Here is a 26629-nt window from a genome sequence, read left to right on the forward strand (position 1 = left end):
CTTAAAATACAAAAAAGAAAACCCCGAAAAAAGCTGGGAACAGCCAAATTCGGGGTTTTTGTGTTATGTTTTTGTTAATTATTTTACTGATTATCAGTTAGTTAATAATTAAGCAAGAAGCCCTAAAAAATGAGTTAATTTACTGACTATTTGAATCTGTAAACAGTCTAGCAAATTAACTCACCTAATTTTTCAATAAATCTTATCGCTTATATATCAAATTTTATACCCTGAGCCAAAGGTAGCGCGCTTCCATAATTTATCGTATTGGTCTGTCTTCTCATATATGCTTTCCAAGAATCCGAGCCAGACTCTCTTCCACCCCCTGTTTCCTTTTCTCCTCCAAAAGCTCCTCCAATCTCTGCACCCGAAGTACCTATATTCACATTGGCAATACCACAATCTGATCCAGCTGCTGATAGAAAAAGCTCAGACTCTCTTATATTCAAGGTCATGATCGCAGACGACAAACCTTGAGGCACATCGTTTTGAATACCAATAGCCTCTTCCAAATCTTGGTAACGAATCAAATAAAGAATCGGTGCAAACGTCTCATGCTGAACCATCTCATAATGGTTTTCAGCTTCGATAATACAAGGCTTGACATAGCAACCAGACTCAAACCCTTCTCCCTTCAATACCCCTCCAGAAACCAATTCTTTCCCCCCTTCAGCTTTAACATTGTCGATCGCTGTCAAATACATGCTCACCGCGTCTTTATCAATCAAGGGACCAACGTGATTAGCTTCATCCAGAGGGTTACCCACTACTAATTTTTGATAAGCAGCCTTGAGCCTTTCTTTTACTTCATCATACACTGCATCATGGACTATCAGTCTTCGGGTAGTAGTGCAACGCTGTCCTGCTGTACCCACAGCTCCAAAGAGAGATGCTCTAATCGCAATGTCCAAATCAGCATGCTGTGATACAATCATTGCATTGTTACCCCCTAATTCTAGAAGTGATCTTCCCAATCGCCCTCCTACTTCCTGAGCTACTATCTTACCCATACGAGTAGATCCAGTCGCGGAAACAAGCGGAATCCTCTTATCTCTGGAAATATACTCGCCAACCTTAAAGTCTCCTATAACCAATGAAGAAATGCCTTCTGGCATATCATTGGCACTTAATACACTTGAAATGATATGTTGACATGCAATTGCGGAAAGCGGAGCCTTTTCTGAGGGTTTCCATATGCAAACATTTCCACATACCATAGCTATCATTGCGTTCCATGACCATACTGCTACTGGAAAATTAAATGCAGAGATCACACCCACTACACCGAGAGGATGCCACTGCTCGTACATCCTATGAGAGGGTCTCTCCGAATGCATTGTCAGACCGTATAATTGCCTAGATAGCCCCACTGCAAAATCACAGATATCGATCATTTCTTGAACCTCTCCCAAACCCTCCTGATAGGATTTGCCCATCTCATAAGAAACCAACTTACCTAAATCTTCTTTTGATTCCCTCAGCGCATTCCCTACTTGTCTCACTATCTCTCCCCTCTGTGGCGCAGGAATGAGTCTCCAATGTTTAAAAGCTTTATCCGCTTGATTCATGACTTGGTCATAACCTGCTTTACTCGTGACCTTAACTTTACCGATCAGCGCACCATCAGCTGGAGAATATGAAGATATTTCACCTTCACTAGCCTCTATCCACTGCACACCCGTACTGGTACCTAAATTCTCCCCAGATATGCTCAGCCTTTTTAGGACTTCTTTTATTCCAAAATCTCGTGTCATTTTTTTGGGTTTAACATGCTAACAATATTGGTAAATCTAACAAAAAAAATAGATCATAAAAAAGACAGCCAAAATCAATAAACAAATAACTATAGAAGTCTTTTCAAATCTACTGCATCTAAATATCGTCTGATACCCTTTCCAGGAACAAACCTGTACACAAAATTTATCCGATAATTCCCTGTCATTAGCGTATTATCAAAAGAAGAATTCCTAACCATCTCCACCCTATTATGCACATAGTTGAAATTGACTGACCACTTCTCAGAGTTATAACCTACAAATCCTCTCAAAAATAAATTAGAGCTAATAGCCCATCTATTTTCAAACCCACTTGCAAACTCTAAATTTTGATGACCCAGACTTAGGTTCGTTGAAGCGTAACCGGTGATAAAAAAATGCTTTAGGATCACAAAAGTATGAGCATACCCAGCATTGGGTCCGAATTGAAAAAAGTTAGACCTTTGAAAATTCCTAGATTCATCTGACAAAAAACCAAGAGGCAAAATAGGCTGCTCATCAAGCACATTACCTCCATAAATTTCAAAACCCAGCAAAGGAGACCCCGCAGATTTCTTTTGCCACTCGTTTTGGAGAAAAGCTGCTCTCAAAGAAATCTTATCTCCATTAAACAAATATTGCACGTTTGCTCCAAACTTATGAACCCTCATGGTCGGACTGACATAGAAAGGCTCATTGCTAAAAGAATGTGAAGACAAGTCCACATAGTAACCTCTGTAGAATTGACCAAAAAGATCAATTACGAGATTTTTGGGATAGGCATGAGCCTGTAGATCTAGATATTTTGACTCCCCAGTGCCACGGTCTGGGTTGAGAAAACCAAACCCATAAGCCAAGTTCAATGTCAGGTTATTGTAAGTTGCTCCGATACCCATATTTAAAGTCGAGTTTGGTTCAAATCTCATTTTATCACCAGATACCCTATCTTTCAATTCAAAAGCTGTATACTTCCTTGAGGTATAGACCCGAGTAGTCAATTTATCTGGGTACACTACATAATAAGTCGTATCCTCTTGAACAGCATATAGATAATCAATACCCAGCATATAAAACAACCCAATGAGTACCACAAAACTTAAGGTGCGCATAATTAAATATTTAAAGATCAAGTTTGACACTCACATCAATTTCAAAGCTATTACAAAAACTCAAAAACTAGTCAATTAAATTTATTGATTTCGATTTTGAGACTGACCCCATGGATGAAAATTCAAAAATCTACTTTTCAAATCTATAGGTCAAACCAAACTAAATAAACTTCATGTAGAGCTCAACCATATTTCATGTCAAAGTCTAAGCCAAAAAAGCTAAAGTGAATCTAAATTTGAAACAAGATTATGTCAGAAAGGCTAAAATAAAAAAGTCCTGCCAAAAGCAGGACCTTAAAATAATGTGAAGGCCAGAAAAAACAATTCTCATAATGACCTTCACATTCGTAATAAAACAAAAATTCTAAGCAGAAAAAGTTGCTTAATCACCCGAGACAAAGGTAGATAAATTTCTGCTTAATTTCCAAATAATAATTCACGGTTTTTTTAGATAAAATATAAAAATAATAACACCAACATGATAAAAACAAGGGTCAAAAAAAATGAAAACGATTGCATCTCAATCAAAGGGCAATCATCTCTCGGAAACAATTTAAAAAGACAAATGCAGAATTAAATTTCATTTAAAAGGCAACAAAAGGCAATTTTTAGTATATTTATAAACTTAAAGTTCAAAATACTTATCTAATGTCATTACATCAATTATCAAAAAAAGTGTAAAATAAATAGAAATTATATGTAGGTACATCAATTAACGGTAGTTCAATTATTTCTTGTATTATTCATATTTAAACTACTCAATACTTTAGAATCTACCAATTTGAATTTAGGAGCGACATTTTTTCGTTTTGGAGAGCAAAGGATGTCATTGCAGACGAGTCTTTGACAGAAAGTCTAGATTTAGGAGATGATAATTTTTCCATGAATTTTCTTAAAAATAATTTTTCTAAATAAAAAAACAGCTAATTATTTCATCAAATACTAATATAAGGGACAGAGAAAGCTAGCTTGTATAATAATATAACAATCTCTATTTTTGCATCATGATCAGTGAGACAGCCAACGAAATTTTCCAAAAAGCAATACAAGATTATCATATTTTCGATCAAATAGACCGAACTATAGAGAATCCTTATCACAAGGACACACTTGAGCACTTGTTATATATGAAGTGCTGGATAGACACTGCTCAGTGGCACATGGAAGATGTGGTTCGGGATCCTAAAATCGCTCCAGAAGAAGGATTGTATTGGAAAAGAAGGATTGATCAGCAGAACCAAGTCCGTACCGATACTGTCGAGTTTATAGATAGTTATTATTTGGATTTGTTCAAAAATGTAGTTCCAAATACTGATGCAAAAGTAAATAGCGAAAGTCCAGCATGGGCCATCGATAGGCTGTCGATTCTTGCTTTGAAAATATACCATATGGAGCAAGAGACCCTCCGTACAGACATATCAAAAGCACATTTTGCAAAATGTAAGGAAAAACTTGATATTCTCTTAGAACAAAGGAAGGATTTATCACAAAGTATTGATGACTTACTTACTGATATAAAATCCGGAAAAAAATACATGAAAGTCTATAAGCAGATGAAAATGTATAATGACCCGACTATGAATCCAGTATTATACGGGAATTCTAAAAGCTAAACATGAATCGCATCATAGTGACCCGGTTTTCTGCGATGGGTGATGTTGCCATGACGGCATCTGTAATCAGAGAGTTTGTCGAACAAAACAAAAATATAGAAATCATCATGGTTTCAAGGGGTCATTTTGCTGATTTTTTTAAAAACATACCTAGAGTCCAATTCCTTGAAATCAGACCAAAAACCACTCATAAGGGTCTTTTCGGACTATATCGCCTCTCTAGGGAACTTCTTAGGTACAAACCTTCCGCTCTCGTGGATTTACACAACAACCTGAGAAGTAGATTTATCAGCCTTTTTTTCAAACTTTCCAATCACCCTGTCAGCACTCTGAACAAAAGGAGAAAGGAGAAGAAGTCCTTCATAAACGGAAAGACTTCAAAGCTCCTTAAGTTACCTTTGGTAACGGAAGCTTATGCTGATGCTTTTCGAAATTTGGGCTACACCTTGGTACTATCACACCAGCTGTATAAAAAATCTAATCCAATACCTGAAAATCTTAAAGACTTATTTTCTAAAGGAAGAACTTTTATAGGAATTGCGCCATTTGCTCAGCATGTCTATAAGGTATTTCCCGAAAATAAAATGGAGGAAGTCATCGCTCAACTCCACAAAAAAGGTCACACTATCCTTTTATTTGGTGGAGGAAAAGAGGAAAAACAAAAGACTGAAGCTTGGTCAGAAAAGTATTCAAATACGATAAGCACTATAGGCAAATATTCCTTGAGCGAAGAGTTGGACATTATTGCAAATTTAGACGTCATGATTAGCATGGACAGTTCAGGTATGCATATGGCTTCGCTTGTTGGCACAAAATGTGTTTCAATTTGGGGAGCTACCCATCCAAATTTAGGTTTTTTGGGATATGGTCAATCATTGGAAAACTGTGTGCAAGTGGAGCATACATCAAGACCAAGCTCTATCTACGGGAACAAACCTTGCGACTGTGATGGTGTGGAGGCAATAGATTTAGTAAGTCCAGAGATGGTGGTAGAGAAGGTGGCAGAGGTTCTACTGAAAAACAAGTAATACGCCATCAATACAAGTAAATTTAAAGTTTACCATGAAGAAAATAGCATTTATAGTATGCCAATACGGTAAAGAAGTAAATGGAGGGGCTGAAATTCACTGTAAAATGCTAGCAGAGAGGCTTACCCCTTTCTATGATGTGGAGGTTCTAACATCGACAACCATAGATATTAACACATTTGAACCTTTCTATGAAGAAGGTCTTGAAATAATGAACGAGGTAAAAGTCAGAAGATTTCAAACACAACCATTTGAAAAATCGAAATATGAAAAGATTTACAAAGCCAGCAAGCTAGGCAGAAAAATAAGACGTAATTTATTCCGCATCAAAGCTTTGAAATGGATATCTAATTTGTTTCCTGTTTGGTCAATAGGGACTGGAAAAGAAGAGGAAATGTTAAAGGCTCATGGTCTATTTTCCCCATCTTTAATTGAATATGTAAATCAAAATGTAAATAGTTATCAAGCAATAATACTGATTTCTTATCCTTACCCTTCAACTTATTTCATAGGAAAAAAATATCCCAATAATTGTATATTGATTCCAACTGCACATGAAGAAGGTGACCTATACAGATCCATCCAATCAAAAATTTTTACAGAAATATTTCATATTGCATTCAATACTGAAGCTGAGAGGGATTTATGCAAAAAGGTATTTGGCAACAAACTTTCTAAGTCAAGTATACTAGCAGTTGGGATAGACATTACTGAACCAACCTCAGAGGATCATATAGTTGAAAAATTCGATTTACCTGATTCATATATCTTATATTTTGGACGGATTACCCCTGTTAAAATCGGAAAACTAACCGACTGGTTTTTAGAATATAAAAAGATCAATAAATCAAATGTTAAGCTTGTTTTAACGGGCAGACTTTTCATGAAGATGGTAAATAATGAAGATATTATTTATACAGGGTTTGTATCAGAAGCTGAAAAAACCGCACTGATCTCCAAAGCTAGAATGGTCGTAAACCCTTCAGATAAAGAGAGTTTGTCCTTATTATTATTAGAGTCAATGGCACTTGGCAAGCCCGTTATCGTAAATGGTAATTGTGAAGTAATGAAACAACATTGTATAAAAAGTGATTTTGCTTGCGATTACTTCATTACCAAAAATGACTTTTTCAATAAATTGGAATTATCCCTAGAGAATTCAAAATACAGAGATAATATGGTAAAAAAGGCTAAGGAATATGTTTTAACACACTATAATTGGAAGAAAATAATTTCAGATCTTAAAATATTGATTGAAGAAGTCCCTGTAAAATAACGAATAATGAGTAACAGAACCAAAGTTTCACTATTAATTACAACCTATAATTGGCCAGAGGCTTTAAACCTTTGTTTTCAAAGTATTTTAAATCAGCACACTCTGCCAGATGAGGTAGTTTTTGCCGATGATGGGTCAAAAGATCCCACAAGAAACTTAATAGAAAGCTTTCATAAAAAGACTGACACCCCTATTCAACATATTTGGCAAGAAGATGATGGATTTCAACTAGCTAAAATCCGAAACAAAGCTATTGCAGCATGTAAACACCCCTATATCATACAAATTGACGGTGATTTAATTTTAAATCCATACTTTATTCAAGATCATATTAACCATATAAAAACCAACTCATTCACAACTGGAAGTAGAGTAAATTTACATGAATCATACTCAAAAAAAATCATAAACTCTGGAATACTTTCGCCTATAAATGAAATTAAAAAAAACAGCAATAATTTTTTTAATGGTCTTAGGATGCCCTATTTAACAAAATTTCTTTCAAATAAATATAAGACTAAAAATAAGTACAGAGACTTCACAAGAGGTTGTAATATGGCATATTGGAGAGATGACGCAATTCAAATTAATGGATATAATGAAAATATGATTGGGTGGGGTAGTGAAGATAAAGAGTTTGTAACAAGAATGATAAATAACGGAAAAGAAAAGAGATTTTTGAAATTTTCAGCTATAGTTTATCACATTTGGCATCAATTTTCGAATAGATCTAGTCAAAATATTAATGACGAGATTTATCAAAATGCTGTCAATCAAAGAATTATTAAAACACAAAACGGTATTGACAAATATCTATAAAATGAATGCATCAGTCATCATCAGCACATACAACTCTCCAGAATGGCTTGAAAAAGTACTTTTAGGTTTTCTATGTCAATCTCACAAGGAATTTGAGATCATCATCGCTGATGATGGATCAACACAAGAGACTGCCAGATTAATAGATAATTACAAAATCCAATTTGAGTCTCTTGTGCATGTATGGCATCCAGATGAGGGGTTTAGAAAATGTCAAATTTTAAACAAAGCAATTGAAGCCTCCACTACCCCTTACTTGATTTTCACTGATGGAGATTGCATCCCAAGAAAAGATTTTTTAAAAAATCACCTAAAGTATAGAGAGGAAGGTAAATTTCTTTCTGGTGGATACTTTAAACTACCACTTTCCATTTCGAAAGCCATTACACCCGAAATTATCGAAAATCAGCTTTGTTTTGACACAGAATGGCTAGCTGAAAATGGTCTTGAAAACACATTCAAAAACACTAAGCTATCTAACAGCAAGACACTTACAAGCATACTGAATGCTATCACAACCACCAAGCCTTCTTGGAATGGTCACAATGCCTCAGGATGGAAAGAAGATATTTTGGCTGTAAACGGGTTTGACGAAAGGATGAAATATGGAGGTGAAGATCGTGAGCTTGGCGAGAGGTTAGAAAATTATGGAATCTCAGGGACACAAATAAGATACAAAGCAATATGTGTACACTTGGATCATGAAAGATCATACATCAAAGAAGAAGATCTTATCCAAAACAAGGCCATCAGAAAAGCTACAAAAAAAAACAAAACCGTGTTTACCCCCTATGGGATAAAAAAATAAAAGAAGAGTATGGGAAATGGGACTCCCAATACTCTTCCTATTTTGGGCAATTATCCTAATTTACCCAATGATTCTTTCATTCTTTTCAATGCCTCTTTCAATTCTTCATCAGAAGCAGCATAAGACAACCTAACGCAATCAGGCGCACCAAAAGCTGCCCCAGTAACTAAAGACACGTTGGCATCTTCAAGCAAATAGATGCATAAATCATCAGCATTGTTGATTTTATGAGATCCGCTAGACTTGCCAAAGAAGGCCGTCACATCTGGGAAGAAGTAAAATGCTCCCTCTGGAATGTGTGTTTTGATCCCCGGGATGTCTTGCAACAAAGCAAGCACAAGTTCTCTCCTGCTCAAATATGCTTTCTCCATTTCTTTGGAAGGTGTTTGATCTCCTGCTATTGCTGCTAGTGCCGCACGCTGCGCAATCCCTGTGCCTCCAGATGTAAATTGACCTTGCATTTTTTCACATGCTTTGGCTATAAACAATGGGGCACATATATACCCTACTCTCCAGCCAGTCATTGCATAACCTTTTGAGAATCCATTGACAGTAATCGTGCGGTCAAACATACCCGGGATAGATGCAATGCTAAAATGCTTGCCTGTAAAATTGATCAATTCATAAATTTCATCTGCGATCACATACACATCATCTCTTTTCTTTACTACATCAGCGATAGCTTCTAACTCATCCTTGCTGAAAACAGAACCAGTAGGGTTACAAGGTGAAGAATAGATCACAGCTTTGGTTTTTGAAGTCATGGCATCTTCAAGCTGTTGAGCTGTAGCTTTGAAGTTGTTTTCTAATGTTCCTTCGATAAGCACTGGCACTCCGCCTGCCATTTTGATGATCTCAGCATAGGACACCCAGTATGGAGAGAAGATCACCACTTCATCACCCTCATTGATCATACACATAAAAATATTGGCAATAGAATGCTTAGCTCCAGTCGACACAACTATATTCTCTGCCTTCGCATCCGCTATATGATTATCTTCTCTTAGCTTTTTGGCAATAGCTTCTCTCAAGTCTTGATATCCTGCCACAGGGGGATAAGCAAAGTATTTACCCTCATCTATAGCTGATTTTGCTGCATCTTGAATATGCTTTGGGGTCTTGAAATCAGGCTCACCTAAGCTCAAGCTAATAATATCTACACCTTGACTCTTCAGTTCGCGGGCTTTTTTTGCCATAGCCAGCGTGGCTGACTCCTCCATTTGGTTAATTCGGTCTGATAGGATTGAATTCATTTTACTTGGTTGTTTTTAAAATTTGTCCAAAATTAAAGATTAGAATATAAAATTCTAAACATAACGGAGATTTGATCATCAATTAGTAATTTTAAAATTCAATATTTGGTTTTCGAACACGTTTAAGTAAATATGAAAGCAATTTGGATCGGGATTTCCCTATTTTTCTTGGTTCCAGCAACCCTCTTCGCACAGAAGAAAAACAAAAAAGAAATTGAGACTCCTCTTATTGACCCAGATTCCTCTGGAATTGTGAGTAATAAATTATTGCCTACTACTTCCCCTCTTCTATTGTTTGATGAGCAATCGAAGAAAGAAAAAAAGAAAAAACAAAAGAAAAAAGAGAAAAAGAACATCTACTTTGGAGAAAAAACACACAGAGCAAGAACCAGGCAGGTTATGAGGGATCAGGTGCAATATACACTTTTCAACTATACCACACAGTCACATAAACCCGACCCATACATACGCGACATATATTGGTATGATACCAAAGAGAAAATCATACGAACAAAAGACTTTGACGCTGGAAAAGGAGTACTCCTACATGGGCCATACGAAAGGATTGTGGGGGATGTCACTGTGGAAAAAGGCATGTTTTATTATGGTACAAAACATGGTACTTGGATGACTTTCGATAGCCGTAATGTCTTACTTGACAAAGGCCACTATAATGGAGGATGGAGAAAAGATTCACGAACTACCTATTATGATGCCGACAATAAAACCATTGAGAAAATGACTCCAATTGAATATGACCTGATGGAGGGAAACTATTTTCAGTTTTATGAAAATGGACAAGTCGCCGTGGTAGGTGAATACCAATATGGAGAAAAAGTAGGTCTATGGACAGAATACTGGGATACTAAAAACACTCAAGCAGTCCGCAAGCGTGAGATTCAATATCAAGAAAAGGCATTTACTAAAAATGTACGCCCATACATCCGTGCCGAATGGGATAAAAACGGTAATCTAATTTACAGAAACAACTTGATTTCTAATCAATAATCAATTTCCCTACTTTTTTTGTAGGGAATTGATTTTGTATCATATTGTTGCTATATTTGTCACACTAATTATTGGTATGACACAAGAACAATTCAGTAAATACTCCTTCCTTCTCGACAGAACAGCTCGTAAGGTAAAGCAATATGCGCAGCAAAAATTCAATCAAGGGGATTTTGATGTAACTGTGGATCAATGGTTGGTATTGAAAAATCTTTCAGAGAATGTGCTAGTGAGTCAAACAGAACTGGCGCAATTAGTCTTCAAAGATCACCCGACGCTCACCAGAATCATTGACATCCTTTGTAAAAAAGGCTATGTGGAGCGAGTGCCCCATCCTCAAGATAGAAGAAGCTTTCAACTTCACCTGACCAATGAGGGGGTAGAAAAAGTCAAAGCTCTCAAACCGCAGATCACTAAGATTAGGGAAAAAGCTTGGGAAAACTTGAATGAAAGGGACTTTGAGGAGTTTAGAAGAATACTGAATACGATCTATGACAACCTCGAAGAGCATAGTGATCATGAAGCATAAATAAAGTTGTTATACTAATTATATTTACACGAACAATCTCAAACAAAAATGGGTTTACCCATAAAAACTACCGATATGATTAATACTGATATTTGCATCATTGGAGCTGGACCTGTAGGTTTATTTGCGGTTTTTGAAGCAGGCCTACTTAAAATGCGCTGTCACTTAATAGACGCACTACCCCAAGTAGGAGGTCAGCTATCTGAAATTTACCCGCAGAAACCAATCTATGATATCCCAGGATATCCAGAAGTCAAAGCACAAGAATTGGTAGATAATTTGATGGATCAAATCAAACCTTTCAATCCCACATTTACACTTGGGGAAAGAGTTGATCATTTGGCAAAGCAAGATGATGGTTCATTTATAATCACGACAAGTGACAAGACCAAAGTCCATGCACAGGTAGTCGTAATCGCAGGAGGTCTTGGATGTTTTGAGCCGAGAAAGCCCGTTCTTGAAAACCTTGAGCAGTTTGAAGGAAAAGGAGTAAACTACATGGTAAAAAATCCAGAAACCTTCAGAGATAAAAAAGTAGTAATCGCTGGAGGAGGAGATTCCGCTCTAGACTGGACGATATACTTGGCCAATTTGGCTGAAAGAGTAACTCTAGTACACAGAAATGAGACCTTTAGAGGTGCTCCAGATTCTGCTGCCAAAGTGTTTGATTTGGCTAACAATGGTAAAATTGATTTGATACTTTCGGCAAACTTGAAAGAAATCAATGGTGGAGAGCACCTCGAGTCCCTCAAACTTGAAACCAAGACTAAAGAAGAAATCACAATTGACGTAGATTACCTTATACCTCTTTTTGGCCTGAGTCCTAAGCTTGGACCTATTGCTGATTGGGGATTGAGCATTGACAAAAATGCCATAGAAGTAGACACCAAAGATTACTCCACTGGAGTAGAAAGGATTTATGCCATTGGAGATATCAATACTTATGAAGGAAAACTAAAATTGATCTTGTGTGGATTCCATGAGGCTGCTATCATGATGCATTCAGCATTCAAATACGTTTATCCAGACCAAAAACTTAGCTTTAAATACACGACTGTTAATGGTGTAAATGCATTTTAAACTTACCTTTGCGACATGGTAACATTCACTGTAGAAGATCACGCTGGCAATCGCCAAGAAATAGAAGCCCCAGATGACATGGGCTTGAGCCTTATGGAAATCCTGAAAGCCTCAGAATACCCTGTATTAGCTACTTGCGGTGGCATGGCACTCTGTGCTACATGCCACATCGAAGTACTTGAGGGCAAAGATGAGCTTGGTGAAGCCACAGATGTGGAGCTTGATCAGCTTGAGAATCTTCCTGAGTATTTCCCAACTAGTAGATTGGCTTGTCAAATCAGAATAGGAGATATTTTGGAAGGAGCTGTAGTCAAACTCAGAGGCGAAGACAACTAAAATCTCAAATCTATTAACAATATAAAAAAAGAGGCTCCTTTGAGCCTCTTTCCTTTTTTACTTCCATTTGAAAAGCTGTCCCACAACTTTTGGGAAACTCTCCAAAGTGCTGACGCCCTCGAGGAGTGGTTTAAGCAAAGGAGTGCCTCCATAGGATGTATACCCACGCTGATCAAAATCAAACTGCATTGGGTATATCAATACATAATTGTTTCCTTTGAAATATTTGTTGAGATACTTTGGTATTTTTTCCATGTATGGGCTATATGACACTCCTCCTCTCCTACTCATTACAACGATCAAGGCATCATTGTCTTTGAGGTCTTTGGAAATGATCAAGAAATCATCCCAATCGGAAAAATCTTCAAACTCAGCCTCAACACTAAACTTTTTCTGCACCTGTTGGATATAACTCAATGTTTCTTCAGAAGCATAGAATACCAACTTGGCTCCCGTATTCCTACCTATATTCCACACCCTCAACAGCCAAAATGCAAAGCCCATTTCATGCTCAGCACCAGGTGGTACCACTACAATGTATCGCTTGATAGTATTCAATGGCTGCACACTATTATAAATCAATGCCGTCAAATTGATCTTTCCAAGAATACCTTCTGTCAACTTCCCGAGTAGGGAACCCGAAATACCTTGACTTTTGTGAAGACCAAGGATGATATCAGTCACTTTGTTTTCCTTTACTACATTGGTAATTCCATTGACAACATTGGAATCAAACCTCGTCAATTCTGTCAGGTGATTATCCGTAGAGGCTGCAAACACACTTGCTTTTTCCAAGAGTTTCTTTGCTTGCTTTTCCATAGACGCATCTTGAGAATCAGAAGGAATGATATTCAAAGCCACCAAAGCATCTTTTTGAGATTTAGTCTTGATCGTAACACCTAGATGTATAAGTTCCTCTACATTCTCAGGATAGTTTACAGGTATAAGGATCTTCTCTTCTGCCTCGGATTCCTCTTCATCCCCATTTCCACTTTCTTCTTCTATTGCCAACTTGGTCGCTCCTTTTTGTGCCACAAAACTAGCAATGGTACAAGTCACCAAAATCATCAAAATAGTACCATTGAGGATACTTTCCCCCAACAGTCTGATAGGCTCACCGTTGGCATCTTCTCCTAGTATCACATTGTACCCTACCAATACCGCAGCTAGGGTTGCCGCTGCCTGAGCATTGCTCAATCCAAAAATAACATCCCTCTGGGCTCTTGAAAACTTAAAAGTCTTCTGTGTAACCCATGCTGCAATAAATTTTGAAGAGGTTGCTATTACAGACATCACTACAGCGACGATGATTGTTTCTACATTATTGAAAAAGACACGAAAGTCTATCAGCATACCAACCCCTATCAGGAAAAATGGGATAAATAAAGCATTACCGACAAACTCAATCCTGTTCATCAAAGGAGATGTATGAGGAATCAACTTGTTTAAAGCCAGTCCTGCCAAGAAAGCGCCAATTATCGCTTCCACTCCTGCCGCTTCGGCTAGAAATGCCGCAAAGAACACCATTCCCAAAACAAAAATATATTGAGAGACATTATCATCAAATTTCTTAAAAAACCACCTCCCAATGATTGGGAATACGAATGCTACAATTGCTGAAAATATCAAAAGTGATACTATCAACCTTATCCAAAATTCATTGGTAAGTTCACCCGCTGAAACACCAACCACCACAGCCAAAACCAAAAGTGCTAATGTATCTGTGATCACTGTCCCTCCTACAGTGATATTGACTGCCCTATTTTTGACTATGCCCATTTTACTGATGATCGGATAGGCCAATAAAGTATGTGAAGCAAACATGGAGGCCAAAAGTATCGAAGTAGGAAATGAAAAGTTGAGAATATATAAACCACCCAAGGTTCCTAAAACCATAGGAATCAAAAATGTATAAAGGCCGAAAATGACGGATTTCCCACTGTTCTTTTTGAAATCAGCCATATCAATTTCCAACCCAGCCAAAAACATGATATAAAGCAAGCCAACAGTTCCAAAAAGAACCACACTACTGTCCCTTTCCAGCAAGTTGATACCATTGGGCCCTATGATAGCTCCTGCCACAATGAGTCCTATCAACTGCGGGATTTTAATTCTATTCAAAAGAAGAGGAGCAAATAAAATGATGAAAAGTATGCTTGAAAATATCAGCACAGGGTTTGACCATGGTAAACTGAAGTTCAATTCTGCGAGAAACAGCATAAGGTGTACTTTTTTTTAGTTTAAGTTTATTCTTAAATAATAATTTAGAAATTTCACTTTAGGATTTGGGCTTTGATCGAAAACTAGATAAAAATACTTTTAACTTTAATTTTGAAGCAAAGGTTTCATTTAAGACTGATGATTTATTTTTTTTGAAAAATGAAAAAGGCGATAACATTCATTTTACTCCTAGTGAGCTTTCCTACATTCTCTCAAAATTTGAGAACAGAGTCGGCTTTGTATGACGGTATTGGAATCATTGGATATGTTGATCAAGGGGCATTTATCAATTTTACTGGGCCTAACATCAATTCGACTTACAAAAACTCGAAATTCATCTTAGGAATGCTCCCTTCTCTTCGGTTCAAGAAAGACAGAAACATTCCTCGAAACACCTTTGTCACTCCTAACTTAGGCGTAGGGTTTACTTACAGCTATAAGATGGCAGCTATTCAAGTCCCATTATATTATAATCCAAAAACTGCAACCCATAACGGCGAGTGGAACATAGGTATTGGTTTGGGGTTAAGAATAGAAAAATGGAGTAAATAGTATTTTGCTTTTTAGTAGAAGGAAAGACTTGGTGACACTAGTCTCTTTGAATTGCTAAATATTGCATCCTAACTTCTACTCCCATCACAACTCAATGGCTACAGAAAGTTCTAATTCAATCTCTTGTGATAGAACTTCTTCAATATCTTCTTTGACTTTTCCAAGCTCATTGACATCCAGGGGGGACTCGGAAACTATTGTGGCAGACAATTTCAGAGGTGCTACTTTGATCACTTTTACATCTCTAAGTGTACCGATTGACAATTCTTTTCCGCTCAGCTCTTGGATGATTTTATTTTCTTTCACCATCTTCGAAAAACCAAAAGCCAAAGGCGCAGAAATCACTCCTACAAAAACCAAGGAAATGATAAGACCCTTCTTTGCCAATTTGAATGGGCTAAAGCCTAGAAAGAGAAAAGTCATAGCTGCAGCCAATACCATCCCTGCCAAGTTGGTACCTAGCAATAGAAGCGCACCCCAAAAGACCGACCAATCTCCCCAGCCCAGACCCACACCAGAAACGGCTAATGGCGGAACTAGAGCCACAGCAATAGCTACTCCTGCTAGTGTCTTAGCTATTTCCTTTTTGGCATGAGCATAAGCTCCAGCCACACCAGAGGCAGCAGCAACTCCCAAATCAAGCAAATTAGGCCTAATCCTAGCCGTAATTTCACTATTCATTACATTCAAAGGCGTAAACCACGTGATCAGAACAGCAAATAAATATCCAATTGCCAACCCAAATCCAATGGTTTTGAAGCTTTCTTTGATCAACTTTTCATCTTGTCTCAATACTCCCATTGCCAAGGAAATAATTGGTGACATCAAGGGAGCTAAAATCATGGCCCCAATGATCACAGGAGACGAATCACCAAACAGACCAAATGTTGCAATAATTGTTGACAAAGCCATAAGCACCATATAGCTGGAGCTAAGCTTTGAATTCTCTCTTAATATAGAAAAAAGCCACTTAAACTCTTCTGTCGTAGCGTGATTGGTAATTGGCAAAAAGCGCTCAAGTAACTCGTTTTTTAATTCTCCTTGTGGAAGATTTTGAACTTTAAATGCTTTACTTTTTTCTACTTTTTTCTCTGTTTTTAGAGATTTGCCAGGGACTATCGCCAATGATCTTGGAAGGACTTCGAGTTCGATGGATTTTGAAGTCAATAAAACATCATCTACAGTATAATTGATTGCTTCTCTGCTTACTACTTTCACCTTATCCGTCTTGATATGAGCTACATATTCAGGCAATCCATTTTTCTTTGAACTATTAAAAAGACTAAAAAACCCAAACTTTAAAATTTCCCATATGCTACTAGGGGCAAGAATAAGGCAATGCATGAGGCCATCATTTGCATAAGAACCTTCTATAATTCTTCGTGACAAAATTGAACTCTGACCATGCTGAACGACTACCATCCCTAAGGCAGCTGTATCGATTGGTTTTTCTCTAAACTCTCCAGATTCAGTACTCCAATTGATAGCATATGGCTGGAGTCTCACCCTTCTAAAGGAGCCTAGCAACCTTTTGAATCTTGTAGCAAATTGAATAAACCAGTTCTTTTCTTTTTCTACAGCATACAAAAGACTGAAAGAATCCCCAATCATTAACTTGTTCAATACAGGCTGTCCATTGGCCGTCAAAACATCGATATCAAAGACCTCTTCAGTTGTCAAAATATTCTCTACCGCAACCTCGAGATTGGACGACACCCCAAAACCTTGTCTTGCCTCCAGCATTTTTGGATGAGGCAAAAAACCTATTTTCCAATGATCTTCTATGATCACATCTAGCAAGGACCTAATTTGCTCATCTGAAAGGTAGGTTACAATAAAATCACTTTCCGAAAAATCATGCTTTCTGTATTCTTTATAAGGCAACTTCATTTTGACATTGTTTGAAAACAAAGGCAAAACTGAATTTTCAAAAAATTCTAGCTGACTTTCATCATATATTAAAATTATCGATTTCATAAACTCTGTTTAAAAAAAGAAAGGTTGAATATCAACCTTCCATCAATTTATTCAATATTTCAACTGCTGCTTTGGGCAACACTGTACCTGGACCAAATACTGCTGAGACTCCAGATTGATAAAGGTACTCATAATCCTTAGGTGGTATTACACCTCCCGCGATTACCATAATATCTGCTCTACCCAAGCGCTTCAACTCATTGATCAATGCTGGAACCAAGGTCTTATGCCCAGCTGCCAAGGAAGATGCACCTACTATATGAACATCATTTTCAGCAGCTTGTTTTGCAACTTCTTCTGGAGTTTGGAAAAGTGGCCCAATGTCCACATCAAAACCAAGATCGGCAAAACCAGTAGCAATTACCTTTGCCCCCCTATCATGTCCATCTTGCCCCATTTTGGCCACCATGATTCTAGGTCTTCTTCCCTCAAGTGCAGCAAATTCATCTGCTAGTTTTTTAGCTTCTAGAAAACTAGCATTATCTCTTGCTTCACCGCTATACACTCCTGATATTGACTTCACTGTGGCTTTGTGTCTTCCAAAAGCATCTTCCATAGCATCCGAAATTTCTCCCAAGGTAGCTCTTTTACGCGCTGCATCCACTGCTAGTTCCAAAAGATTCCCTTCGCCTGACTTGGAAGCTTGTCTAATTCTTTCTAGACTCTCACCTACTTCAACACTATCTCTCTCTTCCTTGAGCTTATGGAGACGAGCAATCTGAGAATCCCTTACAGCATCATTGTCCACTTCAAGTATATCAAACTCTTCCTCTTCATCAGATATATACCTATTTACACCTACAATGATATCTTTTCCACTATCTATCCTTGCTTGCTTCCTTGCTGCTGCTTCCTCGATCCTCATTTTAGGTATACCGGCTTCTATTGCTTTAGCCATTCCACCCAAGTCTTCTACTTCTTGGATTAATTTCCAAGCTTGTGAAACAAGCTGATCAGTGAGGAACTCCACATAGAAAGAGCCACCCCATGGATCTACCACTTTTGTGATTCTAGTTTCTTCCTGCAGATAAAGTTGAGTATTCCGTGCTATTCTGGCAGAATGATCCGTGGGAAGTGCAATAGCTTCATCAAATGAGTTGGTATGTAAAGATTGGGTGTGCCCAAGTGCCGCGGCAAGTGCTTCTACTGTCGTGCGAGCGACATTATTCATGGGGTCTTGAGCAGTGAGCGACCAGCCACTAGTCTGACAATGCGTTCGCAAAGCCAAGGATTTTGGGTCTTTTGGAGCAAACTGGTTAACAATCTTGGCCCATAGCAACCTCCCTGCTCTCATCTTGGCCACTTCCATAAAGTGATTCATCCCTATCGCCCAAAAAAAAGATAGCCTAGGAGCAAAATCATCAATATCCAAACCTGCTGCCACTCCAGTTCTCAAATATTCTAAGCCATCCGCCAAAGTATAGGCTAACTCTAATTCAGCTGAAGCACCCGCTTCCTGCATATGATATCCAGAAATGGAAATCGAATTGAATTTGGGCATGTACTTCGCTGTGTATTTAAATATATCAGCAATGATACGCATGGATTCTTGCGGAGGATAGATATAAGTGTTCCGCACCATGAATTCCTTCAGAATATCATTTTGTATGGTCCCACTAAGCTGATGAGGGGCAACCCCCTGCTCTTCGGCAGCTACAATGTAAAATGCCATGATAGGTAAAACAGCACCATTCATGGTCATAGAAACCGACATTTGATCCAAAGGAATCTGGTCAAATAATACCTTCATATCCAAAACAGAGTCTATAGCAACTCCTGCTTTCCCAACATCACCTACTACCCGAGGATGATCAGAATCATAACCTCTATGGGTGGCCAAATCAAAAGCTACAGAAAGTCCTTTTTGACCAGCAGCTAGATTTCTTCTGTAAAATGCATTTGACTCTTCCGCTGTAGAGAAGCCCGCGTATTGCCGAATGGTCCATGGTCTCATGACATACATGGTACTATAAGGTCCACGAAGGTACGGAGGAATTCCCGCTGCAAAATTCAAATGCTCCATTCCTTCAATCAAATCACTTGAAGTGACAGGTGGAACAATGATTTTCTCTGCAGTTTCCCAACTTTCGCTTTCTCTATCAACTTCAAACTCCTCTCTTCGTGTGTAAAAGCCCAATTTTAGAAGATCAATTTTCATGAGTTATTTGAGTTTAAAAGTTCATATTTCAACGCATGTCTGCTCCAGTTCAATTGGTAATCAAACGCTTCCGACTCATCATCAATGGAGGCATTCGCTTTTTCTTGTTTGTATTTATTCACTCCTACTTTCACACTTTGCCCACTGATCAATTCATCTTGTCTCTGTGATCTCGTTTCTTTGATTTCAGCTTGAATATCATAAAGACTAGACAGTCTCCACCACCCGCCTTCTGCGTCTACTGTCAAAATTCCATTGATAACCCGATTAAAAAGCTCTTCTGCAAGCTTTTCAATGTAATAAGACCCCGCAGCTGGATCCAGTACTTTATCCAAATAAGCCTCCTCCTTCAATATACTGGATACATTTCTAGCCATCCTTGAGGCAAAATCACTAGAAGAACCCAAAGAGAGATCATGTGGAAGCACTTCTAGTGCTGTACATCCTCCGATTATTGCAGACATGGCCTCAGTGGTATTCCGAAGCATATTGGTATCCATATCAAACTTACTTTTTGACCAATAACTCGTTTGTACATAAAAAGGTATAGATTTTGGGTCTAGCTCATGTTTAAAAAGGTTGGCAATTTGAAAAATCAGCATCCTTGCTACTTTCAATTTGACAATCTCTAAGAAAAAGTCAGATCCTACAGCCGATTTTAAAAGTACATTTTTAAAAATAAACGCTAAAGACACACCTTCTTCTGTCAATCTATCAACATGCTCTAGAAAAGCTCCAAATCCGTAGGATAACTCCTGGAAACTAAGCCCCCCAGCATGATGATAGTGAGCAAAATCTATGGTAAACGTCCTGAAATTAGGATACTTTTCGAATTGAATAAGTAGCTTCTTAATCACTTCCAACCCTTCAGATCGATAGAATTCCTGTGTCAGGCTAACCGTCGCAGGATCCCATAAAAACCCACCATTAATATCATTCAAACTCACATTTTTGCTATCCAACCATGCTTCAAATGCCTCTGCTACATTCAGCACATGATCTTTTGGTTCAATGAAAATTTGAATGTATGAAGGCTCAACATCTTTGAGAAGCACTGCCAAATCTTCCTTACCAGTCAGGGATAAGACGAGCCCATCAGCTCCAGTTTGTAAGGAATTTATCAACTTCTTATTCTCCGAAACTTCATCTTGGTCGCCTACCGCTACCCTAACCGTATTGCTCCACTGCCTAGGAGAAAGTCCTGGCAGACTAGGTATTGGATTGACTTGATTATGGATGGTAGACAACGGAAACTCTGCCCCTAAATCCTCTCTTGTATAAAATGGCTTTATATGAAACCCACCTTCGGTCTGACTTACCAGGGTGTCTTCAAAGGATTTACCTTTCAAATCCTTAATCACCTGTTCCATCCAGTCTGACTTACTTGTGGCACGAAAATCTTCAAACAATTTATCTCTCATAAATCTGGCAACTATTTGGGCTATTTCAACTGATCATCAACTTCCACAAGCTATGGAAAATCCTTGATCATATCATCAAAGTTAATTTTTATAGTCTACTTGTCCAAGAAAATATAATTCAGGACTTGATCACCTAGTTTACAATATTCTCAATAAAATAACATTGGGTTGACATGCTTCAAACCCTTGACTTGTAATTTTACGCGGATTAAAAATAAAAAAAAACCTATCTTAGCCGCGCAAATCAGGAACACAAAACTGACATGAAAAACCTATCCAAGCATTGCTATTCTTTTTTAATCTTTTCGGTTATACTTTGGACGAGCTGTGCTCCGCAGCTTTCATTACAATCAAGAGGAAACTTTGTTCCAGTCTCGGAACAAGTCCAAGAATCAGAAGAGTTTGTTCAAATGATCACACCATACAAAGTGAAATTGGAGCAAGAAATGAACGAGGTGATAGGCGTTTCTAGTCAAGCACTTACTAGAAGCAAAGGCGAATCACTTTTAGGGAATTTTGTAGCGGATGTTCAAAAAGCTTATGCCGAAAAAGTGTTGAACCTCCCTATCGACATATCAATCATCAATAATGGAGGCATGCGAAATGACCTTCCAGAAGGCAACATTACTTTAGGAAATATCTATGAGCTATCTCCTTTTGACAACTATCTTACCATATTAGAATTGCGTGCTGCTGATGTCAACACCCTCGCAGCTTTTATGGCAAAATATAAAAACATGTCCGTAAGCGGTATGCAAATATCGGGAGAGGAAGACCAGCTAGGTGAGTTCCTTATCAATGGAAAGCCTTTGGAGGAAAATAGAACATACCTGCTCGCCATCAATGATTACTTGGCAAATGGTGGTGACAATATGGGCTTTTTGTCAGAGCTCCCTGCAAAAGAAAAAACAGACATCCTGCTGAGAGACATGCTGATCGAAGTAATCAGAGAGATGAACTCAAATGGAGAGCAGCTTAATGCTGAAATCGAAGGAAGACAAAAATACAATTGACATGCAGAGAAGAGAATTCCTAAAAAGAGGTACTTTAGCTGGTATAGGGTTGGGACTTTCTAATTCCCTCTGGGCTACAGAAAGCGAATTTGCTCAAGCAAAGAAACTGACTATCCTCCACACCAATGATATGCACTCCCGAATTGAGCCATTTCCCAATGATGGAAGCAGAAATGCAAACCAAGGCGGAATGACCAAATTAGCCACATTGATCAATGAAGTAAGAAATGAAGAAGAAAATATTCTTCTGTTAGATTCAGGGGACTTTTTTCAGGGTACTCCGTATTTCAATGTGTATGGTGGTGAGCTTGAGCTCAAACTCATGAGCCAAATGGGATATGATGCGAGTACTCTTGGAAACCATGAATTTGACAATGGACTCGAGGGCATAGCGAAACAGCTAGAACATGCCCAATTCGACATCTTATGTTCCAACTATGACTTTTCAGACACCATTCTAAAAAATGCTTTCCCGGCTTACAAAATTTTCTCCAAGAAAGGCCTCAAAATTGGTGTGTTTGGTCTAGGCATCAAACTAGAGGGATTGGTTTCAGCAAAAAATTATGGGAATACAAAGTTCCTGGATCCCGTCTCAGTATCTAACGAAATGGTAAAGGAATTAAAGTCAAAAAAATGTGATCTCGTCATATGTCTTTCGCATCTTGGGTATCAATCTGACCTTAAACTCTCAGATGAAGTGACTGGAATTGACTTAATTCTTGGGGGACATTCACACACATTTTTGGATCAGCCTGTCATCAAAATAGATGCTCACAACCATAAGACGATTATCAATCAAGTCGGCACTGGAGCACTTAGGCTGGGTAAGTTAGATTTTGAATTTTCAAAAAATCCCCAAACTTCCTTTGCGTCAGCACGAAATCTTCATGTTTATTAAAAAGTCAAGCGGAATTTGATTTTTTATTTAAATATATTTTCCCCAATTTTGTTCCCCTTCAATTTGACCATAGAGGGAAGTTAAACCTTTTCAATAATTGTATTTATATCAAAGGTAAATGAGTTCAGAGGCTAATGCAGTATGGAAAGAATGCTTACGTGTGATCGAGCAGCATGTAAATGAACAAAGCTTTTCCACCTGGTTCCAACCTATCAATCCTGTTAGGCTGGAAGGTGGTAGCTTGACCATACAGGTTCCAAGCCAATTTTTTTATGAATGGCTAGAAGACAATTATGTAGAAGTATTGAAGCTGGCTATAAAAACCACCTTAGGTCCCAATGGACGTCTAGAATATGCGGTAGTAGTAGATAGAGGCAATTCTCAAAACCAACCATACATGGTGAGTTTTCCGCAGGGAAATGCCTCCCATGCCAACAAGAAGCAAAATACAGCAAATCTCACTGAAAGTAAGAGCCCTTTCGAGATGCAAAGCCTCAACAGTGAGATGCTTTTGCAATCAAACCTCAATCCTAACTATTCTTTCAATACCTACATCGAAGGCGATTGTAATAGATTGGCAAGATCAGCTGGTTTTGCAGTTGCGACCAAGCCTGGCATCACTTCATTCAATCCACTGATGGTGTATGGAGGAGTTGGTTTAGGAAAGACACACTTGGTGCAAGCCATTGGGAATGAAATCAAAAATGGCCCAGAGGAAAAGTTTGTTTTGTATGTTTCTTCAGAAAAGTTTGTGAATCAATTCATGGACTCTATCAAAGATGGGAATGTGAAAAGTTTTACAAATTTCTACATGCAAGTAGACGTGCTGATCATTGATGATATTCAATTCTTGGCGGGGAAAGATAGGACACAGGAGATGTTTTTCCACATCTTCAATCACCTCCACCAAAACAAGAAACAAATCATCATGACATCCGATTGTCCTCCTCGGGATTTGAAAGGCCTCGAAGAAAGACTTCTATCGAGGTTCAAATGGGGATTGACTGCCGATTTGCAAATGCCAGACTTCGAGACAAGAGTGGCTATCATCAAGAGAAAAATGCAATCGGAAGGAATTTACATACCAGATGATGTGATTGAATATTTGGCTTATACCGTGGACACCAATGTACGTGAGCTAGAGGGAGTGATGATCTCACTGATAGCTCATGCTTCACTCAACAGGGTAGAGATAGACCTTACTCTTGCAAAAACGATAATGAAAAATATCGTCAAAGATATAGAAACAGAAGTGGGCATAGACTTCATCCAAAAATCTGTATCGGATTATTTTGAAATCAAACTTGAAGATCTCAAAGCCAAAACAAGAAAAAAAGAAATCGTAACCGCTCGACAAGTTGCTATGTATTTCTCAAAAGAATACACCAACCATTCATTGAAATCTATAGGCTATCATTTTGGTGGAAGAGACCATAGCACAGTGATACATGCTATACAGACTGTAAATGACTTGATGGAAACAGATACATCGTTTAGAAATGCAGTCAACGAACTTAAGAAAAAATTCAAAATGCGATCTTACTAAAAGATCGCATTATTTTTCAAATACTGTCCTAACCAGCCCATCTAGTTCATCCCAGGTCAATACCAAAGAAGTCTCTCCTAACACATAAGGCCCAATCTCATAGCTGCTGTAAACCAGACAGAACCCATCTTCACAAAAACCCATATTGGCTGGTAAAAAGAAGAATTTATCGTCTTTCAGAAAAAAACGTCCATCTTCATTCAATGAGACTTCTTTGGCTACATCGTGGTAGTCTCTAAACTTTTCCTCTACCTTAGCTAAAAGTGCTTCTTGGTTCAAAACCAAATCATCATTGGAGATCAAATCACCAGTCTGTCTATTGAAATTCAAAATTCTAGGAAATGAATTAGGATGTGCCCCTCCCAAAAAAGAAGTTCCTCTAACTGTAACAGTCAAAACTTGATCACTTTGATAATCTTCATGAGCCATAATTTCATGAAACCAGCCAACACCATGTTCAAAGTCTTGGATATAACTATTGAATTCTTGAAAAAAGTGATCTACCGCCAATGCCAAAGATTCGGCGGGCTCTTCAAATGACACAAAGTTTGTCATGATCTGATCAATCCTAAAATTGACCATAGAGTCAACCTCGCTATCCCCCGTATAATACACATAGCTCAAATCTAACTTGGCACATGTATCTTTGTGACATTCCTCCACAGCATATTCTCTTTGCTCAGACGCTAATGGTGATAAGTTTTCAGAGCTTTGGCAGGCTGATAGGATCAAGCCAAGTATCAGAAATAAATTCAGCTTATTTTTCATCTTTAATTTCTTGATTTATAAATAGGTTAACTAATTTTCGAGCAAGTTTTATGGCAGACATTTTCCCAGATTTGACATCTTGAAAAGATGCTTCTAATAGTGACTGAACTTGATCATTCTTGTAAAAGACTGTTTCCAAAAGATACTTCACATGCTCATTCATCCAATTCAATCTTTGTTTGGCTCTATTTCTCTCAAAGTACCCGTTAGATTCTACCAATTCTTTGTACTGTGAAACTGATTCCCAGATTTTTTCAAGACCATCCCCACTCAACCCTGAGCATGTGAGTACCTTAGGAGACCAGCCACTTTCTTTCTGTGGGAATAGATGCAAGGCATTGGAGTACACTCTCTTTGCCTTCTTTGCCTCATCGACATTTTCACCATCAGCTTTGTTTACAACCAAAGCATCACACATTTCGATTATTCCCTTCTTGATGCCTTGAAGCTCATCCCCTGCACCTGCTAGCATCAAAAGTAAAAAGAAATCCACCATACCACTGACAGCTATTTCAGACTGCCCCACTCCTACAGTTTCTATCAAAATCACATCAAAACCAGCAGCTTCACAGAGTAACATGCCCTCTCTAGTTTTTGCACTCACACCTCCAAGCGTATTGCCTGCTGGACTTGGTCTAATATATGCTCTAGGATCCATTGAGAGTAACTCCATTCGCGTCTTGTCCCCCAATATACTTCCGCGACTGGATTGGCTACTCGGATCAATCGCTAGAACTGCCACCTTATATCCTTTATCTATCAATAAAAGCCCAAACTGTTCTATAAAAGTGCTTTTCCCTACTCCTGGCACTCCAGTAATGCCTATTCTCATTGAATTACCCGTATGGGAAAGGACAGCGTCCATCACTTCATCTCCAAGCAGTTGATCTGATTCCAAAGAACTCTCCATCAGGGTAATTGCTTGACTTAAAATGACCCTATCACCCTTTAGAACACCCTCCACGTAGGCTCCTACCGATAATCTTTGCCTCCTTTTCATTGATCTATCTCATTTTTCTCAGCAAATGGTCTATTCAAGAACCTTACATCACCCATTGCAGATTTCTCATATTTAGCCACGCAGTAAGCTTGATACGCAATGGGAATAAAAGGCTTACTGTGAAGCACATCTTTGGGAGCATTGGTGCTATCAGTGAAGAAATACACTTGAGTATTTCCATATTTTGTATGTGGCATATAGTCACCATATGCCTCTAGCAATTCCCTAGAATCATCTTCTACGTAGACCACATACACCCGCTGAATAGGTCCTGTATTATTTTCGTTTCTGAAAAAAACTAGTTCTTTATAGACTAAGTCCAAATCCCTAACACTTGGCTGTGTAAATGAATCCTTTACTATCCAAACCATCAGACCTATTACTAAAGCGAACAAAAGATAAACGAGACGATTGAACTTCATGATAAGGAATGTTTTTTTGCATTTAAAGCCTTAATTTAGCA

Annotated in this window: 23 protein-coding genes; 13 read left to right on the plus strand and 10 right to left on the minus strand. The window is 38.2% G+C overall.

Features of this window, described 5'->3' with window-relative positions:
- Window positions 1-209: 209 nt before the first annotated feature.
- Window positions 210-1754, minus strand: a complete 1545-nt coding sequence (amaB, locus tag MM214_RS16310; RefSeq protein ID WP_241297072.1) for an L-piperidine-6-carboxylate dehydrogenase — start codon at window positions 1752-1754, stop codon at window positions 210-212.
- An 89-nt stretch (window positions 1755-1843) separates the two neighbouring features.
- Window positions 1844-2863, minus strand: coding sequence for a DUF4421 domain-containing protein (locus MM214_RS16315; RefSeq protein ID WP_241297074.1), 1020 nt, complete (start codon window positions 2861-2863; stop codon window positions 1844-1846).
- Window positions 2864-3867: 1004 nt separating this feature from the next.
- Here MM214_RS16315 and MM214_RS16320 point away from each other — a divergent pair.
- Genes MM214_RS16320 through MM214_RS16340 form a run of 5 tightly spaced genes read left to right on the plus strand, consistent with a single transcriptional unit; the run spans window position 3868 to window position 8407 of the window.
- Window positions 3868-4476: a DUF4254 domain-containing protein gene (locus MM214_RS16320; protein WP_241297076.1), complete on the plus strand. Its 609-nt coding sequence runs from the start codon at window positions 3868-3870 to the stop codon at window positions 4474-4476.
- 2 nt (window positions 4477-4478) lie between these two features.
- On the plus strand, window positions 4479-5504 hold the full coding sequence (locus MM214_RS16325) for a glycosyltransferase family 9 protein (RefSeq protein ID WP_241297080.1): 1026 nt from the start codon (window positions 4479-4481) through the stop codon (window positions 5502-5504).
- A 34-nt stretch (window positions 5505-5538) separates the two neighbouring features.
- Window positions 5539-6780, plus strand: coding sequence for a glycosyltransferase family 4 protein (locus tag MM214_RS16330; RefSeq protein ID WP_241297082.1), 1242 nt, complete (start codon window positions 5539-5541; stop codon window positions 6778-6780).
- 6 nt (window positions 6781-6786) lie between these two features.
- On the plus strand, window positions 6787-7599 hold the full coding sequence (locus tag MM214_RS16335; protein ID WP_241297084.1) for a glycosyltransferase family 2 protein: 813 nt from the start codon (window positions 6787-6789) through the stop codon (window positions 7597-7599).
- Window position 7600: 1 nt separating this feature from the next.
- The gene (locus MM214_RS16340) at window positions 7601-8407 is read left to right on the plus strand and encodes a glycosyltransferase family 2 protein (protein WP_241297085.1); all 807 of its coding nucleotides are present in this window, start codon (window positions 7601-7603) and stop codon (window positions 8405-8407) included.
- Window positions 8408-8457: 50 nt separating this feature from the next.
- Here the strand turns inward: MM214_RS16340 and MM214_RS16345 are convergent, their stop codons facing one another.
- Window positions 8458-9660 carry a pyridoxal phosphate-dependent aminotransferase gene (locus tag MM214_RS16345; RefSeq protein ID WP_241297086.1) on the minus strand — a complete coding sequence of 401 codons (1203 nt, stop codon included), beginning with the start codon at window positions 9658-9660 and terminating at the stop codon, window positions 8458-8460.
- 132 nt (window positions 9661-9792) lie between these two features.
- Between MM214_RS16345 and MM214_RS16350 the strand changes: the two genes are divergently transcribed.
- The 4 genes from MM214_RS16350 to MM214_RS16365 all read left to right on the plus strand — a co-directional run bounded on the left by MM214_RS16350 (window position 9793) and on the right by MM214_RS16365 (window position 12613).
- The gene (locus MM214_RS16350) at window positions 9793-10668 is read left to right on the plus strand and encodes a toxin-antitoxin system YwqK family antitoxin (protein ID WP_241297087.1); all 876 of its coding nucleotides are present in this window, start codon (window positions 9793-9795) and stop codon (window positions 10666-10668) included.
- Between the two features lie 76 nt (window positions 10669-10744).
- Entirely contained in the window at window positions 10745-11197 is a 453-nt protein-coding gene (locus tag MM214_RS16355) for a MarR family winged helix-turn-helix transcriptional regulator (RefSeq protein ID WP_241297088.1), read from the plus strand.
- 75 nt (window positions 11198-11272) lie between these two features.
- Complete coding sequence (locus tag MM214_RS16360) at window positions 11273-12277, plus strand: NAD(P)/FAD-dependent oxidoreductase (RefSeq protein WP_241297089.1); 1005 nt, start codon at window positions 11273-11275, stop codon at window positions 12275-12277.
- Between the two features lie 15 nt (window positions 12278-12292).
- Entirely contained in the window at window positions 12293-12613 is a 321-nt protein-coding gene (locus MM214_RS16365; protein WP_241297090.1) for a 2Fe-2S iron-sulfur cluster-binding protein, read from the plus strand.
- Between the two features lie 57 nt (window positions 12614-12670).
- On the opposite strand, the gene MM214_RS16370 is transcribed toward MM214_RS16365, so the two are convergent.
- Window positions 12671-14833 (minus strand): cation:proton antiporter, encoded by a 2163-nt coding sequence (locus tag MM214_RS16370; RefSeq protein ID WP_241297091.1) that lies wholly within the window; start codon window positions 14831-14833, stop codon window positions 12671-12673.
- A gap of 159 nt (window positions 14834-14992) precedes the next feature.
- Between MM214_RS16370 and MM214_RS16375 the strand changes: the two genes are divergently transcribed.
- Complete coding sequence (locus MM214_RS16375) at window positions 14993-15385, plus strand: hypothetical protein (RefSeq protein WP_241297092.1); 393 nt, start codon at window positions 14993-14995, stop codon at window positions 15383-15385.
- Window positions 15386-15469: 84 nt separating this feature from the next.
- Here MM214_RS16375 and MM214_RS16380 read toward each other — a convergent pair whose 3' ends face one another.
- From MM214_RS16380 to MM214_RS16390, 3 genes are read right to left on the minus strand one after another with little or no spacing between them, the layout of a single operon-like run.
- Window positions 15470-17362, minus strand: coding sequence for a TIGR00341 family protein (locus tag MM214_RS16380; protein WP_241297094.1), 1893 nt, complete (start codon window positions 17360-17362; stop codon window positions 15470-15472).
- A 31-nt stretch (window positions 17363-17393) separates the two neighbouring features.
- On the minus strand, window positions 17394-19520 hold the full coding sequence (gene scpA / locus MM214_RS16385) for a methylmalonyl-CoA mutase (RefSeq protein WP_241297095.1): 2127 nt from the start codon (window positions 19518-19520) through the stop codon (window positions 17394-17396).
- Window positions 19517-20941 carry a methylmalonyl-CoA mutase family protein gene (locus MM214_RS16390; protein ID WP_241297097.1) on the minus strand — a complete coding sequence of 475 codons (1425 nt, stop codon included), beginning with the start codon at window positions 20939-20941 and terminating at the stop codon, window positions 19517-19519. Before MM214_RS16390 ends, scpA begins: the two co-directional genes overlap by 4 nt.
- A 263-nt stretch (window positions 20942-21204) precedes the next feature.
- On the opposite strand from MM214_RS16390, the gene MM214_RS16395 reads away from it, so the two are divergent.
- From MM214_RS16395 to dnaA, 3 genes are all read left to right on the plus strand, one after another.
- On the plus strand, window positions 21205-21954 hold the full coding sequence (locus tag MM214_RS16395) for a 5'-nucleotidase C-terminal domain-containing protein (protein WP_241297099.1): 750 nt from the start codon (window positions 21205-21207) through the stop codon (window positions 21952-21954).
- 1 nt (window position 21955) lies between these two features.
- Complete coding sequence (locus MM214_RS16400) at window positions 21956-22852, plus strand: bifunctional metallophosphatase/5'-nucleotidase (protein ID WP_241297101.1); 897 nt, start codon at window positions 21956-21958, stop codon at window positions 22850-22852.
- Window positions 22853-22970: 118 nt separating this feature from the next.
- Window positions 22971-24398, plus strand: coding sequence for a chromosomal replication initiator protein DnaA (gene dnaA, locus MM214_RS16405; protein WP_241297103.1), 1428 nt, complete (start codon window positions 22971-22973; stop codon window positions 24396-24398).
- A 9-nt stretch (window positions 24399-24407) separates the two neighbouring features.
- Here the strand turns inward: dnaA and MM214_RS16410 are convergent, their stop codons facing one another.
- The 3 genes from MM214_RS16410 to MM214_RS16420 are packed head-to-tail and all read right to left on the minus strand — an operon-like array spanning window position 24408 to window position 26588.
- A complete protein-coding gene (locus MM214_RS16410) occupies window positions 24408-25166 on the minus strand; it encodes an RsiV family protein (RefSeq protein WP_241297104.1) in 759 nt (252 codons plus the stop codon).
- Window positions 25156-26166: a methylmalonyl Co-A mutase-associated GTPase MeaB gene (gene meaB, locus MM214_RS16415; RefSeq protein WP_241297107.1), complete on the minus strand. Its 1011-nt coding sequence runs from the start codon at window positions 26164-26166 to the stop codon at window positions 25156-25158. Before meaB ends, MM214_RS16410 begins: the two co-directional genes overlap by 11 nt.
- Entirely contained in the window at window positions 26163-26588 is a 426-nt protein-coding gene (locus MM214_RS16420) for a hypothetical protein (RefSeq protein ID WP_241297109.1), read from the minus strand. The genes meaB and MM214_RS16420 overlap by 4 nt, the downstream gene beginning before the upstream one ends.
- Window positions 26589-26629: the final 41 nt, after the last annotated feature.

Source organism: Belliella kenyensis, from assembly GCF_022549675.1.
Lineage (GTDB): Bacteria > Bacteroidota > Bacteroidia > Cytophagales > Cyclobacteriaceae > Belliella > Belliella kenyensis.